Here is a 13,709-nt window from a genome sequence, read left to right as displayed (position 1 = left end):
AAGTCTTCGGCAGGTCGGGGAGGTTCAGGAGTGTGACGACGCGTGGAACGGCAGGCCCGCGTCGGACGCCAGCTCCAGGTCGTCGGTGTCCTCGGGCGGGAGCAGCGTCGGCGTGCCGTCGGTCACCGGGACGACACCGAGCTCCAGCAGCTCGGCCATGGCGGCGCTGCCCGCCATGTCCCGTACCTGGAGCTGGTAGCGGGCCGTCGTGCGATACGTGCCGCCATTGTCGTCGCCGGTGCGCTGGAGGAACCCGGAGTCGGTGAGGAAGGCGACCGCCTTGCCGACGATGCCGGTGGTCGAACCCGCGAGCCTGCGCGCGTCCTTGGTGGCACCGGTGGCGCTGCGTCTGACCCAGATCCGCCAGGCGGCCTCCAGACCCGGCGCGTCGGTCGCCGGGTCGGTGTTCTCGCCCTGCTCGTCGGCCCGCTCCTCCAGGCGCCGGCAGGCCTGCCGTACGAAGGCGTCCACGCCGTTGACGGTGACGCGCCCGATGTATCCGTCGTCGGCCAGGTCCTCGGGGCGCGGGAAGGCCATCGCGGCGACGGCGAGGTGGGCGAGCCCGTGCAGGAACCGGTCGCCGCCGTCGGCGGACGTACGACGCGCGTAGTCTCCCATGCGGACGGCGAACACGGAGTCCTCCGCCGCGGTCACCGCCATCCCCGCGCGTGGGGACACCTCCAGCACCACGAGCCCGAGCCCGGCGGCCACGGCGTCCGCGAGCCGCGCGAACGCCGGATCCTCGCGGTGGCGCCGCAACAGCTCCGCGTACTCCTGGTCCCGCGCGGGCTGCAACTTCGGCTGCAGCCCGAAGGCGACGAGCCGTGCCGCGTCGGCGGCGTCGGCAGGCGTGACGGTGGCCGGGGCTGCCGGAACCGGTGCCTCGGCGTCACTCCGTTCGACGTGCTCACTCACGACTGCATCTCCTTGAACTCGTCGATCACGCGGCCTCCGTCCGGTCCGCCGTCATCCCCGCGGCATCGAGCAGCGCCGTCCCCACGATCAGGTCGGCCCCGCCGAACTCGGGATCATCCAGCTCGGTCCCGTCGTCCACGGCGAACAACAGCTTCTGCTCGCCCTGCCGGTACGCGGTTCCGACCGGCGGACTGGCCGCGTGCACGGCCAGCAGCGCGACCAGGTACGGCAGGTCCGGATCCTGGCGCCGCGCGTCGGCGAGCAGTCCCGACAGCCGGCGGGGCGCGTCCGCCGGCAGGTCCAGCAACTCCGTCGCCGCCGCGAGCTGCTCCTCGCTGAACCTGCTGTCGTCGGGCGTTGCGATCAGGTCCGGCTCCGGCATCTCCGCACCGAGGTGCTCCCGCTCCACCGGAGGCGTCAGCAATATGTCGACAAGGTCACTCACCCGCACGGACACGGGCGTACGCAATCCGGTCCCCCGCGCGAAGAACGCGTCCGTGACCCGAACCGCCTGCTCCACCGGCAGCGGGAGGAGCGGGGCGAGCAGGTGCCCGTACAGGTCCGTCCCCGAGGACGTCATGGGGGTCGCGAAGGCCTGCCGGTCCTGTTCGGCGCGGAACAGCGGCCCCGCCTCAAGGAGGCGCGACTGCAACTGCGTGTGCCGCCGGATGCAGTCCTTGACGATGTCGACCAACTCGGCGGCCCGCCGCTTGTGCTCGGCGTCCTCCGTCTCATCGCGCGCCTTGCGGATGTTGGTGAGGATCGCGTTCTCGTGGCGGTAACGGTCGGCGACGTGGTCCAGCGCCTCGGCGATCATGTCGGGAACCGAGTTGAGCCAGTCCACCGCCCGGACGTTGCGCCGGGTCGCGTCCAGCGCCCGGCGCAGGGTCTCCGAGTACTGCACCGTCCGGTAGCGGGCCTGCTCGGCGGCGAGTTGCGCGTCGGCCAGGCGCCCCCGGTTGATCAGAACCTCGAGCTTGACCTCGGCGGCGATCTGGGCGCTGGTGACGTCGGTGTCGAGAGCGCCGACGAGGACGTTGACCGCCTCGTCGGTGGTGCGGAGGTACACCGTGCCGCCGGGGCCGGGGACCTCTTCGATCAGTTTGAAGTCGTAGTCCCGCCGGACATAGCTGCCGTCGGTCGTGAAGGTCCCGTAGACGGCGCGGAAACCGCGGTCGACGCTGCCGACGTTGATCAGGTTCTCCAGCACCCAGCGGGCCACACGCTCGTGCTCGGCGACCGGCCGCCGGGGGGCCTGGGCGGCGATGCGCGGGATGAGCCGGGCGACGATCTGGTCGTGGTCGGCGCCCGTGTCGAAGTCCATGTTCAGGGTGACCAGGTCGATGGCGGCGAGAGCGATCTCCGCCATGCCGTACACCGAGTACTCGCCCGCGAGGTTGGCCTTGCGCGCGTCGAGGTCGTGCAGCGGCGCGGTGCACGCGAGCGCGCGCAGCCGCCGCGCCAGTCCCTCGTCGGCGGCCGGGCCCGGTGCGGGGCGCGGCCCCGCGCTGAGCTGGGGCGGAACGCTGTCCGTCGATGCAGGCGAAGTCACGGTGCACAGACTAGGTGCTGGGTCTGACAACTCCCCAAACGACGGCGAGAGCGCGCACGGCGGTCTAGACGGCGTTCTCGTCGCCGACCCGTCGCCGGTACACCTCGACCACGCGTTCCAGGGAGTCGGCCAGGTACACGGCCAGCAGCTTCTCGGCCGCCAGACGGTCGCCCTTCTCCAGCGCCTGGAGGATCTGCTGGTTGCGGGCCAGGTAGGGCTCGTGCAGGGCCTGGGGGTCGTCCACGACGTGGAAGGCGAGGCGGAGTTCGGCGAAGACGCTGCGCATCAGTTCGTCGGTGCGGGCGCTGCCGGCCAGGGACACCAGTTCGCGGTGGAAGTGGATGTTGGCCGTGCCCACCGTTTTCCAGTCACCTTCGCGCGCCGCCCGCCGGCCCGCCTCCACGGCCTCGGCAAGCGCTTCGAGGCGGTAGGGCGGGGCGGCGAGGCCGCGTACGACGGCGCACTCGACGAGGCCGCGGGTGCGGTAGATGTCCTCGACGTCCTCGACGGTCAGGACCCGGACGAAGACGCCCCGGTTGAGTTCGTGGACCAGCAGACGTTCGTGGGTGAGCAGGCGGAACGCCTCGCGCAGGGTGTTGCGGGAGACCCCGAGCGCACCGCCGATGCTGTCCTCCGACAGCCGTGTGCCCGGTGGGAAGTACCCCTCGGCGATGCGGCTCCGGAGGATGTCCGAGACCCGTTCGGCCGTACTGGTGCGCCCGAGGAGGGCGCGGTCGTCGGCCAGTCCGCTCAGCTGCTCTGCCATGCCGGAATTCAATCGCAGACACGAGAACGAAACAACGCGACTATTGAAGGATCGTTGAACGATCCTCTACGGTACCGTTCACCGCACGGCTCAGCTCCGCACCCTCCGTCCTCCCTCTGTGAGGTGCCCATGAGCACGACCCCTCCACCGCAGGCCCTGTCCACCGGCGCGCAGAGCGCCGAACTCAGCGATCACGACGGCGCGTTGGGCTGGCTGCGCGCTCTCGGTCCGGGCGGCCGGCGTGCCTTCGCCGGCGCGTTCGGCGGCTACGCCCTGGACTCGTACGACTACTTCACGCTGCCGCTGAGCATGGTCGCGCTGGCCGCGTACTTCGGTCTCGACAGCGGACAGACCGGACTGTTCACAACGGTCACCCTGGTCGTCTCCGCGGTCGGCGGGGCCGTCGCGGGCGTGGTGGCGGACCGGGTCGGACGGGTCAGGGCGCTGATGATCACTGTGATCACCTACGCGGTCTTCACGGTGGCCTGCGGCTTCGCGCCCACCTACGAGACACTGCTGGTGTTCCGGGCGCTGCAGGGCCTCGGCTTCGGCGGGGAGTGGGCGGTCGGCGCCATCCTGGTCGCCGAGTACGCGAGCGCGCGGCACCGGGGCCGCACTCTGGGAGCGGTCCAGAGCTCGTGGGCCGTGGGCTGGGCACTGGCCGCGATCGTGTACACCCTGGTGTTCTCGTTCGCCGGAGGCGACCTGGCCTGGCGGATCATGTTCTGGACCGGCGCGCTGCCGGCGCTGCTGGTGATCTGGATGCGGCGCCGGGTTCACGACGCCCCGCACGCGGTCGCCGTCCGCGAGCGCAGCGCCCGGAAGGGTTCGTTCACCGCGATCTTCAAGCCCGGGCTGCTGCGCACCACGGTCTTCGCCGGGCTGCTGTCCACCGGTGTGCAGGGCGGCTACTACACGCTCGCCACCTGGGTGCCGACGTACCTGAAGAGTGAGCGCGGGCTGTCGGTGGTCGGGACCGGGGGCTATCTGACGTTCCTGATCTCCGGCGCCTTCCTCGGCTACCTGACCGGCGGCTATCTGACCGACCGGCTGGGAAGGCGGCGCAACATCTGGCTGTTCGCGCTGCTGTCGGCGATCTGCATCCTGGCGTACGCGAACATCCCGCACGGTGCCAACACCCTGCTGCTTGTGCTCGGTTTCCCGCTCGGGTTCTGCATGTCGGCGATCTTCAGTGGCTTCGGGTCCTACCTGAGCGAGCTGTACCCGACGGAGGTACGCGGCACCGGGCAGGGCTTCACGTACAACACCGGGCGCGCCGTGGGCGCCGTCTTCCCCACGGCGGTCGGTTTCCTCGCCGACAGCTGGGGCGTGGGCGGCGCGCTGGTCTTCGGCGCGATCGGCTACGGCATCGCGGCCCTGGCGCTGCTGGGGCTGCCGGAGACACGCGGGAAGGAGCTGGCGTGAGCCGCACCGAAGACCGGTCCACGACCGTGGCGGAGGACCGCCCGCTGATCCTCGTCGACGAGCACGCGCACGCGTGGAGCCCGAAAACCGCCCGGGCCCGCTTCCGGGAAGGGCTCAGCGGACCCACCGCCGGGGTCGCGGGCGGCTACACCCAGGTCAACCTGATCTCGCTGCCCGCCGACTGGGCGTACGAGATGCTGCTGTTCGGCCAGCGCAATCCCAAGCCCTGCCCGGTGCTCGAGGTCACCGATGCCGGGTCCTGGACCAGCACCCTCGCCGACGGCGCGGACCTGCGCACCGATCTGCCCCGCTACCGGGTGTGGCGGGACGGTGAGTTGGTGGACGAGCCGACGGACGTGCGCGCGTACTGGCGCGAGGACCTGGTGTCGTTCCTGATCGGCTGCAGCTTCACCTTCGAGTGGGCGCTGGCCCGGGCGGGCGTCCCGATCCGCCACGTCGAACAGGGCCGCAACGTCCCGATGTACGTGACGAGCCGTCAGTGCACCGCCGCGGGGCGGCTGCGCGGCCCGATGGTGGTGTCCATGCGTCCGGTGCCGCCGGAGCACCTGGCGGCGGCGATCCGGGAGAGCAGTCTCCTCCCGGCGGTCCACGGCGGACCCGTGCACTGCGGCGATCCCTCGGCGCTCGGCATCGAGGACCTCGGCCGCCCCGACTTCGGCGACCCGGTGGACGCCGCGCCGGACGACATCCCGGTGTTCTGGGCCTGCGGGGTGACCCCGCAGGCCGCGGTGATGGCCTCCCGGCCGCCGTTCGCCATCACGCACGCTCCAGGACAGATGTTCCTGACCGACGCCCGCGACGAGCAGTACCGCGTGCTCTGAGAGGAAACCGAATATCCATGACCCCGATCGATCTGAACGCCGACCTCGGCGAGGGCTTCGGCCGTTGGCGGCTGACCGACGACGAACAGCTGCTGTCCGTCGTCACCAGCGCCAACGTGGCCTGCGGCTTCCACGCCGGGGACGCGGCCACCATGCGGCGGGTGTGCGAGATGGCGGCCGAGCGCGGCGTGCGGGTCGGCGCCCAGGTCTCCTACCGCGACCTCGCGGGCTTCGGGCGGCGCGCGATGGACGTGCCGCCCGCGGAACTCGCGGCGGAGATCGCCTACCAGATCGGCGCCCTCGAGGTCTTCGCGCGGGCGGCGGGCACGCGCGTGTCGTACGTCAAACCGCACGGCGCGCTGTACAACCGCGTCGTGCATGACGAGGAGCAGGCCGACGCGGTGGTGGAGGGCGTACGGCTCACCGACGCCACCCTGCCCGTGCTCGGGCTGCCGGGCTCACGGCTGCTGGAGTACGCCCGGAAGGCGGGCCTGCCGGCCGTCGGGGAGGCGTTCGCGGACCGCGCGTACACCGAGGAGGGCACGCTCGTACCGCGCGGTCAGGACGGCGCCGTGGTGACCGACCCGGAAGCCGTGGTGGAACGCTCGGTGCGCCTGGCCCGTGACGGAGCGGTCACCTCCCGCTCCGGCACGCGCGTGGAGGTCCGCGCACGCTCCCTCTGCCTGCACGGGGACACGCCCGGCGCGGTCGAGCTTGCCCGGCTGGTACGGGAGCGCCTGCAGAAGTCCGGCGTCCGGGTGGAGGCCTTCGTATGAGGGCGTTGCCCGTCGGCCACCACGCCCTGCTCGTCGAGGTGGACTCCGGCCCCGAGGCCCAGGCGCTGCACGCGGACCTGCTGCGCCGTCGCGCGGAGGGAGCGCTGTCGGTCCGCGAGATCGTCCCGGCGGCCCGCACCATCCTGCTCGACGGCCTCCGTGACCCGTCCCGCCTGGCTGCGGAACTCACCACGGCGCACGTCCCGCCAGCTCCCCCGCACGCGGGTGAGGCGGTCGAGATCCCGGTGCGCTACGACGGCCCGGACCTGGCCGAGGTCGCCGCGCACTGGGGCGTGACCGCGCGGGAGGCGGCCCGCATCCACGCCGAAACCGAGTTCGGCGTCGCCTTCTGCGGCTTCGCCCCCGGCTTCGGCTACCTCACCGGTCTCCCGCCGCGGTACGACGTTCCCCGCCGGGCCACGCCGCGCACGGCGGTCCCGGCGGGCTCGGTCGCTCTGGCGGGCTCCTACACGGGTGTGTACCCGCGTTCGTCGCCGGGCGGCTGGCAGCTGATCGGCAGCACGGACGCCGTGCTGTGGGACCACGCCCGCGTACCGGCCGCGCTGCTCTCGCCCGGCACGCGCGTGCGCTTCGTCCCGGTGGAACGCTCATGACCGACCGCGCGCTCGTCGTCGTACGAGCCGGAGCGCTGACCACGGTCCAGGACGAGGGCCGCCCCGGACACGCCCACCTCGGCGTGCCCCGCTGCGGCGCGCTCGACGCCCCTGCGGCGGCCCTGGCCAACCGCCTGGTCGGCAACCCGGCCGCCGCGGCCGTCCTGGAGACCACGGTCAGCGGCTGCGCCCTGCGCCCCCGTTCGACGGTCACCGTGGCGGTCACCGGCGCCCCCTGCCCGGTCGCTGTGGACGGCCGCCCGGCCGCCTGGGGCGCCCCGGTTCGCGTGCCCGCGGGGGCGCTGGTGGAGGTCGGCACCGTCGTCGGCGGAGTACGCGGTTATGTGGCCGTCTCCGGAGGCATCGCGGTGGAGCCGGTCCTGGGCAGCCGCTCCACGGACCTCCTCTCGGGCCTGGGCCCGCCGCCCCTCACGGACGGCACGGTGCTCCCCCTGGGGGCGCCGACCGAGGTCCGCGCGCGCGTGGACGTGGCCCCGCAACCGGCACCCCCGGCGGAACTCGTCCTGCGGGTGACGCTCGGCCCTCGTGACGACTGGTTCACGCGCGAGGCGCTCACCGCCTTCACGACCCGGACCTACCGGGTCTCCCCCGCGAGCAACCGCATCGGCCTGCGCACCGAGGGCCCCGCGCTGGAACGGGCCTTCCCCGGCGAACTCCCCAGCGAGGGCATGGTCCTGGGCGCGGTCCAGGTGCCCCCGGACGGCAGACCGGTGGTCTTCCTGGCCGACCACCCGACGACCGGGGGTTACCCGGTGATCGCGGTGGTCAGCACGCGGGACCTGCCGGTCGCGGCCCAGGCGGCGCCAGGAACCCCGGTCCGCTTCGTGGCGGTACGTCGGCGTTGACGCCGTGAAGGGACGCGGGGAACCGCGCACCGAACGGTTCAAGCAGCCTCCGGATCCGAGATCGACACCGCGGCCAACGCCGCCGACACCGCGGCCGCGGCCCGTAGATCCAGCCGGGCGCTCGTCCCCCGCGCGCGGTGCCGCATCTCGTCCGCGGCGAGCCGCAGCAACTGCGGCAACAGGTCGGTGCACCGCCGGGCGATCCAGGCGCTGCCCGCGGTGGCCAGCCACAGCAGGCTCGCCGACCTGGTCGGGGCGGGGAACTGCGGTTCGGGCGAGGGCGGCGGCCCGCCGGCCCGGTCCGCCTGCCTCAGCAGCGTGTGGAAGCGCAGGGCGAGTTGCCGGTGCCCCTGCTCCCCGGGATGCAGCCGGTCCGCGCTCCACATCGCGCGATGCGTGATCCAGTCCTCCTCCGCCGCGTGCAGATGGATCGCCCCGTACCGGTCGGAGAGCGCGTGGACCACCCGGTTGACCGCCCGCTGCCGCCGGGCCAGCGGGCGGGCGAGGGATGCGGGCAGGCCGAGCATCGAGCCGGGGTCGGGCAGACAGGCCGTCAGCAGGGTCGCCCCCTGCCCGGTGAACGCGGCGTACACCTCGTCCAGCCGCTCGGCGACGGCATGGATGTCGAAGGTGCACCGCAGGGTGTCGTTGACACCGATCACCACCGACACGATGTCCGGCTTCAGCGCGAGACCGGCCGGCGTCTGCACCTCCAGCACCTCCCGGGTCTGCGCGCCGCTCACCGCGAGGTTGGTGAACTCGACGTGCTCCTCGGCCAGCCCGCCGGCGAGCAGCGCGGCCCAGCCTCGCCAGGCGCCGCCGACGGGATCGCCCACGCCCTCGGTCAGCGAGTCACCGAGGGCGACGAAACGCACGGTTCTCATCCCACGCCCCCGGGCGCGAAACGACGCACCGGTACCGTCGCGTCGTGGGCGGCGAGGAACGCGTCAACGGCCGCGGTCCAGCCGAAGCACTCGGCACGCGCGCGTGCGGCCCCGCGCCGCTCCCGCTCGGGGAGTTCGAGCATCATGTCGACGGCGTCCGCGAAGGCGTCCCCGTGGTCCGCCGCGACGCCCCCGGCCGACCCGATGACCTCGGGCAGCGCGGACGACGTGCTCACGACGACGGGGGTGCCGCAGGCCATCGCCTCCAGAGCGGCCAGCCCGAACGTCTCGGCAGGCCCGGGGGCCAGGCACACGTCGGCCGAGGCCTGGAGGGCGCCCAGCGCCCGGCGGTCGGAGATGTGCCCGAGGAAGGTCACCGGCAGCCTTCGTTCCCGTGCCCGCAGTTCGAGCCGCGCCCGCAGTGGCCCGTCCCCGGCCACCACGAGCACCGCCCGCCTGCCACGCCGCAGCAGCGCCTCCAGGGCGTCGAGCGCGGTCACGGGCCGCTTCTCCACCGACAGCCGGGTGCACATCACGAGCAGCGTCTCGTCCGCCCGCGCGTACCGTGCGCGCACCTCCGCCTCACGCAGCGTGGGATGCCGCTCCACGAGGTCGACGCCCAGCGGGGCGCGTACGACGTTGCGGGCGCCGATCCGCACGAACTCCCGCTCGGCGTACTCGGTGGTGCACACCACACGCGCGTACGTGTGCGCCGTACGGACATTGAGGGCGTCGGCGGCCCGGCGGGCCGCGCCCTCGGGCAGGCCCCAGGTGCGCAGGACGCCGTCGGCGGTCTCGTGGGAGACCATCACGGCGGGAACCCGGGCCCGCCGCGCCCATTTGCCGGTCCAGCGCAGGGTGGTGCGGTCGGAGACCTCCAGGCGGTCCGGCGCCAGTTCCTCCAGCAGCCGGGTCACGCGCCGCCTGTCGGTCAGGACTCGGTAGCCGCCGGTGCCCGGCAGCAGCGGCCCGGGCAGGGTGATGACGCGGCCCTGCTCGGTGTCCCGGTCGTCGGCGCGCTCGCCCGGCACGATCAGGACGGGTTCGTGTCCGGCGGCCCGGTAGCCCTTGCCCAACTCGCGCAGGGCGGTGCGCAGACCGCCCGACGCGGGGGCGACGAAGTTGGCCAGTCGCACGATGCGCAGGGAGTTCACGCGGCCACCGCCGTCTTCTCACGGGCGGCGAGCACCGCACCGTAGTGGCCGATCAGCTGGTCGCCGACGGCCGCCCAGGTGCGTCCCTCGACGGTGGCGCGTGCGGTGGCGCCGAAGGAGATCCGCCGTTCGGTGTCGGTGGCCAGGGACCGCACCGCGTCCCGTACGGCGTCCGCGTCGTGCGGCGGGACCAGGAGCCCGGTGCGCCCGTGGGCGACCAGGTCGAGGGGACCGCCCGCGGCGGGGGCCACCACGGGGACACCGCTCGCCATGGCCTCCTGAACGGTCTGACAGAAGGTCTCGAAGGGGCCGGTGTGTGCGAAGACGTCCATCGAGGCGTAGATCCGGGCGAGGTCGTGGCCGGTGCGGCGGCCGAGGAAGAGCGCTCCCGGCAGCACCTCGTCGAGGGCCGGCCGGCTCGGGCCGTCACCGACGACGACGACCTTCACGCCGTCGAGAGCGCAGACTCCGGCGAGCAGTTCGATGTGCTTCTCGGGGGCCAGGCGGCCGACGTAGCCGACGATCAGCTCCCCGTTCGGGGCGAGTTCGCGGCGCAGGGCGTTGTCGCGCAGCTCGGGACGGAAGCGGGCGGTGTCCACGCCGCGCGGCCAGAGCTTGACTCGGGGGACGCCATGGGCCTGGAGGTCGTTCAGGGAGGGGCTGGAGGGGGCGAGGGTGAGGTCGGCGGCGGCGTGGACGGAGCGGATGCGCCGCCAGGCGGCGGCCTCACCGGCGCCCATGTAGGTGCGTGCGTAACCGGCCAGGTCCGTCTGGTAGACGGCGACGGCCGGGACGCCGAGCCGGGCGGCGGCCGCCATGCCGCGGACGCCGAGGACGAAGGGGCTGGCCAGGTGCACGAGGTCGGCACGGTGCTCGACGATCGCCGCGGCGAGGCGCCTGCTGGGCAGCGCCACGCGGACCTGGGGATAGCCCGGGAGCGGTAGGGAGGGGACACGGACGACGGGGCACGGCGCCGAGGCGTCGGGCCGCTTGCCGGCGGTGGGGGGCGGGGCCGGCGCGACGACGAGCGGGGAATGACCGCGATCCACGAGGTGCCGGGCGGTCTGGAGCGCGCAGTGGGCCACGCCGTTCACATCGGGGGGAAAGGATTCGGTCACGATGACGACACGCATACCGGTGTTCTCGCCGGGCCCGGCGTGGCCGGGTCAACGTGGATCTTTGCGAACGATGAACGTCCCGTGAGCGTTCCTTCGCGCACCCGAGCAGGTCAGACCCTGTCCATGACCGCCTGACCCGCGGGTCACCCGTCGTTCACCCGGCGGTCCTGAAGGGGCCCGGTGAAGATCTGCTCGGCCGCCTCACACGGCGGGCCCTTCGGGGGCGATCCGGCTGCGTACGGCCGTCTGCACCTCGTCCTCCTCGGCCGGGTCGGCGGCGAGCCGGCGGAGGCGTTCGACCACGCGGGCGTCGCCGGTCTCGGCGTGCCGGGCGGCGATCTCGCGGGTGGTCTCCTCGCAGTCCCAGAGGCATTCGACGGCGAACCCGGCGGGGAAGGACGGGTCGGTGGCGGCGAGGGCGCGGGCGGCCCGGCACCTCAGCTGGGAGGAGGCGGTCTCGCGGTAGATGTGGCGCAGGACGGGGGCGGCGCAGGCGATGCCGAGCCGTCCGGTGCCGTCGACGAGGGTCCACAGGGTCGGGGCGTCGGGGCCCTCGCCCCGTACGGCTTCCCGCAGGGCCGAGAGAACGAGGTCCTTGTCCTCGACTCCGCCCCGGCAGGCGAGCATGCGTCCGGCGGCGGCGCCCAGCAGGTCGGGCCGGTGGGCCCAGCCGCGGGCCCGTTCGACGGCGGCGACGCTGCGCATCCGCTCGAAGGCGTCGACGGCGGCCTCCACGACGGCGGGTGAGCCGGCGACGACGGCGCCCTCGATCAGGTCGAGGGTGTGGGGATCGTTACTGTCGGCCAGGTAGCGCAGGGCGGTGCAGCGGGCTCCGTCGGTGCCGTCGACGGCGGCCCGCAGGATCTCGGGCCGGTCCTCGGGGCCGGCGACGGCGGTGAGACAGCGGGCGGCGGGGACGTGCAGCGCGGCTCCGCGCTCGACGCCCTGCTGGGCCCACTCGAACACCGCCCGCACGCTCCACCCCGGCCGGGGCCCGGATGGTCGCATCTGGCGTTGCCACCGGTCGAAGCAGCCGGTCTCCTGGGCGGCACGCACGCGCGTGGCGATCGACTCCCGCGGATCCTCGGCCCACAGCCGCCAGGGCCGTGGCTCAAAAGCGTCGCGCACGGCCGTGGCCAGTTCGGCCTCGCCCTCGGCGTCGGCGGGGAAGCGGGCGAGCACGGGCGCGGCGAGGGCGCGCAGACCGGCGTCGTCGTCGCGCAGCGCCAGTTCGTCCAGGGCCCAGGCCCAGTTGGAGCCGACGGCGGCGTACCTGCGCAGCAGCGCGAGGGCGTCCCGCCGGCCGTAGGAGGCGAGGTGGCCCAGCACGGCCAGGGCCAGACCCGTGCGGGACTCCTCGGTGTCGAAGATGTCCTCGGCGTCGAAGAGGTGCGCCTCGATCTCGTCCAGCTCGCCGTTCAGGTCGAGGTAGAGACGGGCGTAGTACAGGGAGCGGTTCTCCACCTGCCAGTCGTGGCGGGGGTCGCGCAGCACACAGTGGTTCAGCGCCGCGAGCGCCTCGGCGCGCGGAGCGGTGAGCGCGTGCAGCGTGCCGTCGCCGCGGCCCCGTTGGAGCAGGCCGAGCAGCGTACCGCTGGGCGCTATGACCGGTTCGAACATGGGAAACAGCCTCACATCAAGCGTCGACGCAACCGGGGGTCCTGCTTCACCTGGCCGCGTGACAACACGTCGGGGCGCCCGCCGTTTCCTGCTTGCTGTAGACCATCTTCCTCTGCCTCTCGTCAGTGGCCCGTGCGGACCGCTTCACGGCCCGCGCGGTGCGGCAACCTCTGCCCGGCCATCGCGTCCGTGAATCACGACGTCATGATGACTCGGCACTTCGACCTGCCGCGACCGAAATTTCGGCGGCCCTGTACCGCCTCCCCCGTTTTCCTTGTTCTCGCTGGTCAGAATCCGTGGATCAGTGCGCGCCGAACAGTTCGAGCAGTTCCGTCTTGCCGAACATCCGTGCGGTGTCGACGGCCGACGGGGTGCCCTCGGAGGGGTCGGCGCCGCCCTCCAGAAGAGCCCTGATGACCTCCGTCTCGCCCTTGAAGACGGCTCCGGCGAGCGGTGTCTGCCCCCGGTCGTTGACGCGTCCCGCCTCCGCGCCCCGGGCGAGCAGTGCGCGGACCGCCTCCGCGTGGCCGTGGTAGGCGGCGAGCATCACGAGCGAGTCGCCGCGATCGTTGGTGAGACCGGCCGGAACGCCCGCGTCGACGTACGCCACGAGCGCCTCGGTCCGTCCCTGCCGCGCCAGATCGAAGATCTTGGTCGCCAGCTCCACGACCTCGGGGTCGGGGGCTTCAGTCATCGGCCGGTCCGCCTCTCCTGCAACCGTTCAGGTGAATCGCCAGGGTACTGCCCGGCGCGGCACATGACCCGATGTGCCGGAGGTAAAGATCACCACATACCCGGCCGGACGCAAGCGGCCTGTTCAACCGGCCCAGGACGGCTCGGCCAAGAGAGGGAAATCCACCGAATGTCACCCAGTTGCACCTTTTATCGTATGGATACATCCTGTGATCCTGGAAGTACTCATGGTGACTGTCCCCGCGAACCAGGAGATCCCCAATGATCCTGTCCATCTCAGGCGTGGTCCTGCTCGGCATCATCGTCTTCCTCTTCTTCCGCAAGGACGGCCTGAAGGCGTCGCACATGCTGGTCTCGGCCCTCTTCGGCTTCTACCTCGCGAGCACGGCCATCGCCCCGAGCATCAAGGCCGGCGGCGAGAGCCTGGCCAGTCTGCTCGGCGGCATCAAGTTCTGACGCCGCCCGTCCCGTCCGTACGCACATC

At 72.9% G+C, this 13,709-nt stretch carries 14 protein-coding genes; 6 read left to right on the top strand and 8 right to left on the bottom strand.

All coding sequences use genetic code 11. The annotated features are described in order from the left end of the window. Positions 1 to 24: 24 nt before the first annotated feature. From ACIRVK_RS09655 to ACIRVK_RS09645, 3 genes are all read right to left on the bottom strand, one after another. Positions 25 to 915 carry a hypothetical protein gene (locus tag ACIRVK_RS09655; RefSeq protein WP_404244895.1) on the bottom strand — a complete coding sequence of 297 codons (891 nt, stop codon included), beginning with the start codon at positions 913 to 915 and terminating at the stop codon, positions 25 to 27. A 25-nt stretch (positions 916 to 940) separates the two neighbouring features. After that, positions 941 to 2,467, bottom strand: a complete 1,527-nt coding sequence (locus tag ACIRVK_RS09650) for a hypothetical protein (protein WP_404244893.1) — start codon at positions 2,465 to 2,467, stop codon at positions 941 to 943. A 64-nt stretch (positions 2,468 to 2,531) separates the two neighbouring features. Further along, positions 2,532 to 3,233 (bottom strand): GntR family transcriptional regulator, encoded by a 702-nt coding sequence (locus tag ACIRVK_RS09645; protein ID WP_404244891.1) that lies wholly within the window; start codon positions 3,231 to 3,233, stop codon positions 2,532 to 2,534. Positions 3,234 to 3,362: 129 nt separating this feature from the next. On the opposite strand from ACIRVK_RS09645, the gene ACIRVK_RS09640 reads away from it, so the two are divergent. Genes ACIRVK_RS09640 through ACIRVK_RS09620 form a run of 5 tightly spaced genes read left to right on the top strand, consistent with a single transcriptional unit; the run spans position 3,363 to position 7,756 of the window. Then, a complete protein-coding gene (locus tag ACIRVK_RS09640) occupies positions 3,363 to 4,658 on the top strand; it encodes an MFS transporter (protein ID WP_404244889.1) in 1,296 nt (431 codons plus the stop codon). Next, entirely contained in the window at positions 4,655 to 5,500 is an 846-nt protein-coding gene (locus ACIRVK_RS09635; RefSeq protein ID WP_404244887.1) for a putative hydro-lyase, read from the top strand. Before ACIRVK_RS09640 ends, ACIRVK_RS09635 begins: the two co-directional genes overlap by 4 nt. 17 nt (positions 5,501 to 5,517) lie before the next feature. Beyond that, on the top strand, positions 5,518 to 6,276 hold the full coding sequence (locus ACIRVK_RS09630; RefSeq protein WP_404244885.1) for a LamB/YcsF family protein: 759 nt from the start codon (positions 5,518 to 5,520) through the stop codon (positions 6,274 to 6,276). Beyond that, complete coding sequence (locus tag ACIRVK_RS09625; RefSeq protein ID WP_404244883.1) at positions 6,273 to 6,890, top strand: allophanate hydrolase subunit 1; 618 nt, start codon at positions 6,273 to 6,275, stop codon at positions 6,888 to 6,890. The genes ACIRVK_RS09630 and ACIRVK_RS09625 overlap by 4 nt, the downstream gene beginning before the upstream one ends. After that, entirely contained in the window at positions 6,887 to 7,756 is an 870-nt protein-coding gene (locus ACIRVK_RS09620) for a biotin-dependent carboxyltransferase family protein (RefSeq protein ID WP_404244882.1), read from the top strand. Before ACIRVK_RS09625 ends, ACIRVK_RS09620 begins: the two co-directional genes overlap by 4 nt. 38 nt (positions 7,757 to 7,794) lie before the next feature. Here the strand turns inward: ACIRVK_RS09620 and ACIRVK_RS09615 are convergent, their stop codons facing one another. From ACIRVK_RS09615 to ACIRVK_RS09595, 5 genes are all read right to left on the bottom strand, one after another. Then, the gene (locus ACIRVK_RS09615; protein ID WP_404244881.1) at positions 7,795 to 8,640 is read right to left on the bottom strand and encodes an SGNH/GDSL hydrolase family protein; all 846 of its coding nucleotides are present in this window, start codon (positions 8,638 to 8,640) and stop codon (positions 7,795 to 7,797) included. Beyond that, positions 8,637 to 9,794 carry a glycosyltransferase gene (locus tag ACIRVK_RS09610; protein WP_404244880.1) on the bottom strand — a complete coding sequence of 386 codons (1,158 nt, stop codon included), beginning with the start codon at positions 9,792 to 9,794 and terminating at the stop codon, positions 8,637 to 8,639. The genes ACIRVK_RS09615 and ACIRVK_RS09610 overlap by 4 nt, the downstream gene beginning before the upstream one ends. Beyond that, positions 9,791 to 10,927 (bottom strand): glycosyltransferase family 4 protein, encoded by a 1,137-nt coding sequence (locus ACIRVK_RS09605; RefSeq protein WP_404244879.1) that lies wholly within the window; start codon positions 10,925 to 10,927, stop codon positions 9,791 to 9,793. The genes ACIRVK_RS09610 and ACIRVK_RS09605 overlap by 4 nt, the downstream gene beginning before the upstream one ends. A gap of 186 nt (positions 10,928 to 11,113) precedes the next feature. Beyond that, on the bottom strand, positions 11,114 to 12,532 hold the full coding sequence (locus ACIRVK_RS09600) for a HEAT repeat domain-containing protein (RefSeq protein WP_404244878.1): 1,419 nt from the start codon (positions 12,530 to 12,532) through the stop codon (positions 11,114 to 11,116). A 301-nt stretch (positions 12,533 to 12,833) separates the two neighbouring features. Beyond that, positions 12,834 to 13,226, bottom strand: a complete 393-nt coding sequence (locus ACIRVK_RS09595) for an ankyrin repeat domain-containing protein (RefSeq protein ID WP_404244877.1) — start codon at positions 13,224 to 13,226, stop codon at positions 12,834 to 12,836. 260 nt (positions 13,227 to 13,486) lie between these two features. On the opposite strand from ACIRVK_RS09595, the gene ACIRVK_RS09590 reads away from it, so the two are divergent. Continuing rightward, positions 13,487 to 13,681 (top strand): hypothetical protein, encoded by a 195-nt coding sequence (locus tag ACIRVK_RS09590; protein ID WP_099934012.1) that lies wholly within the window; start codon positions 13,487 to 13,489, stop codon positions 13,679 to 13,681. The last annotated feature ends 28 nt before the right edge of the window (positions 13,682 to 13,709 follow it).

This window comes from Streptomyces sp. NPDC101152 (assembly GCF_044768275.1).
Classification (GTDB): Bacteria; Actinomycetota; Actinomycetes; order Streptomycetales; family Streptomycetaceae; genus Streptomyces.
Note: the sequence above shows the minus strand (reverse complement) of the source record. Positions and strands in the feature narration are given on the sequence as shown.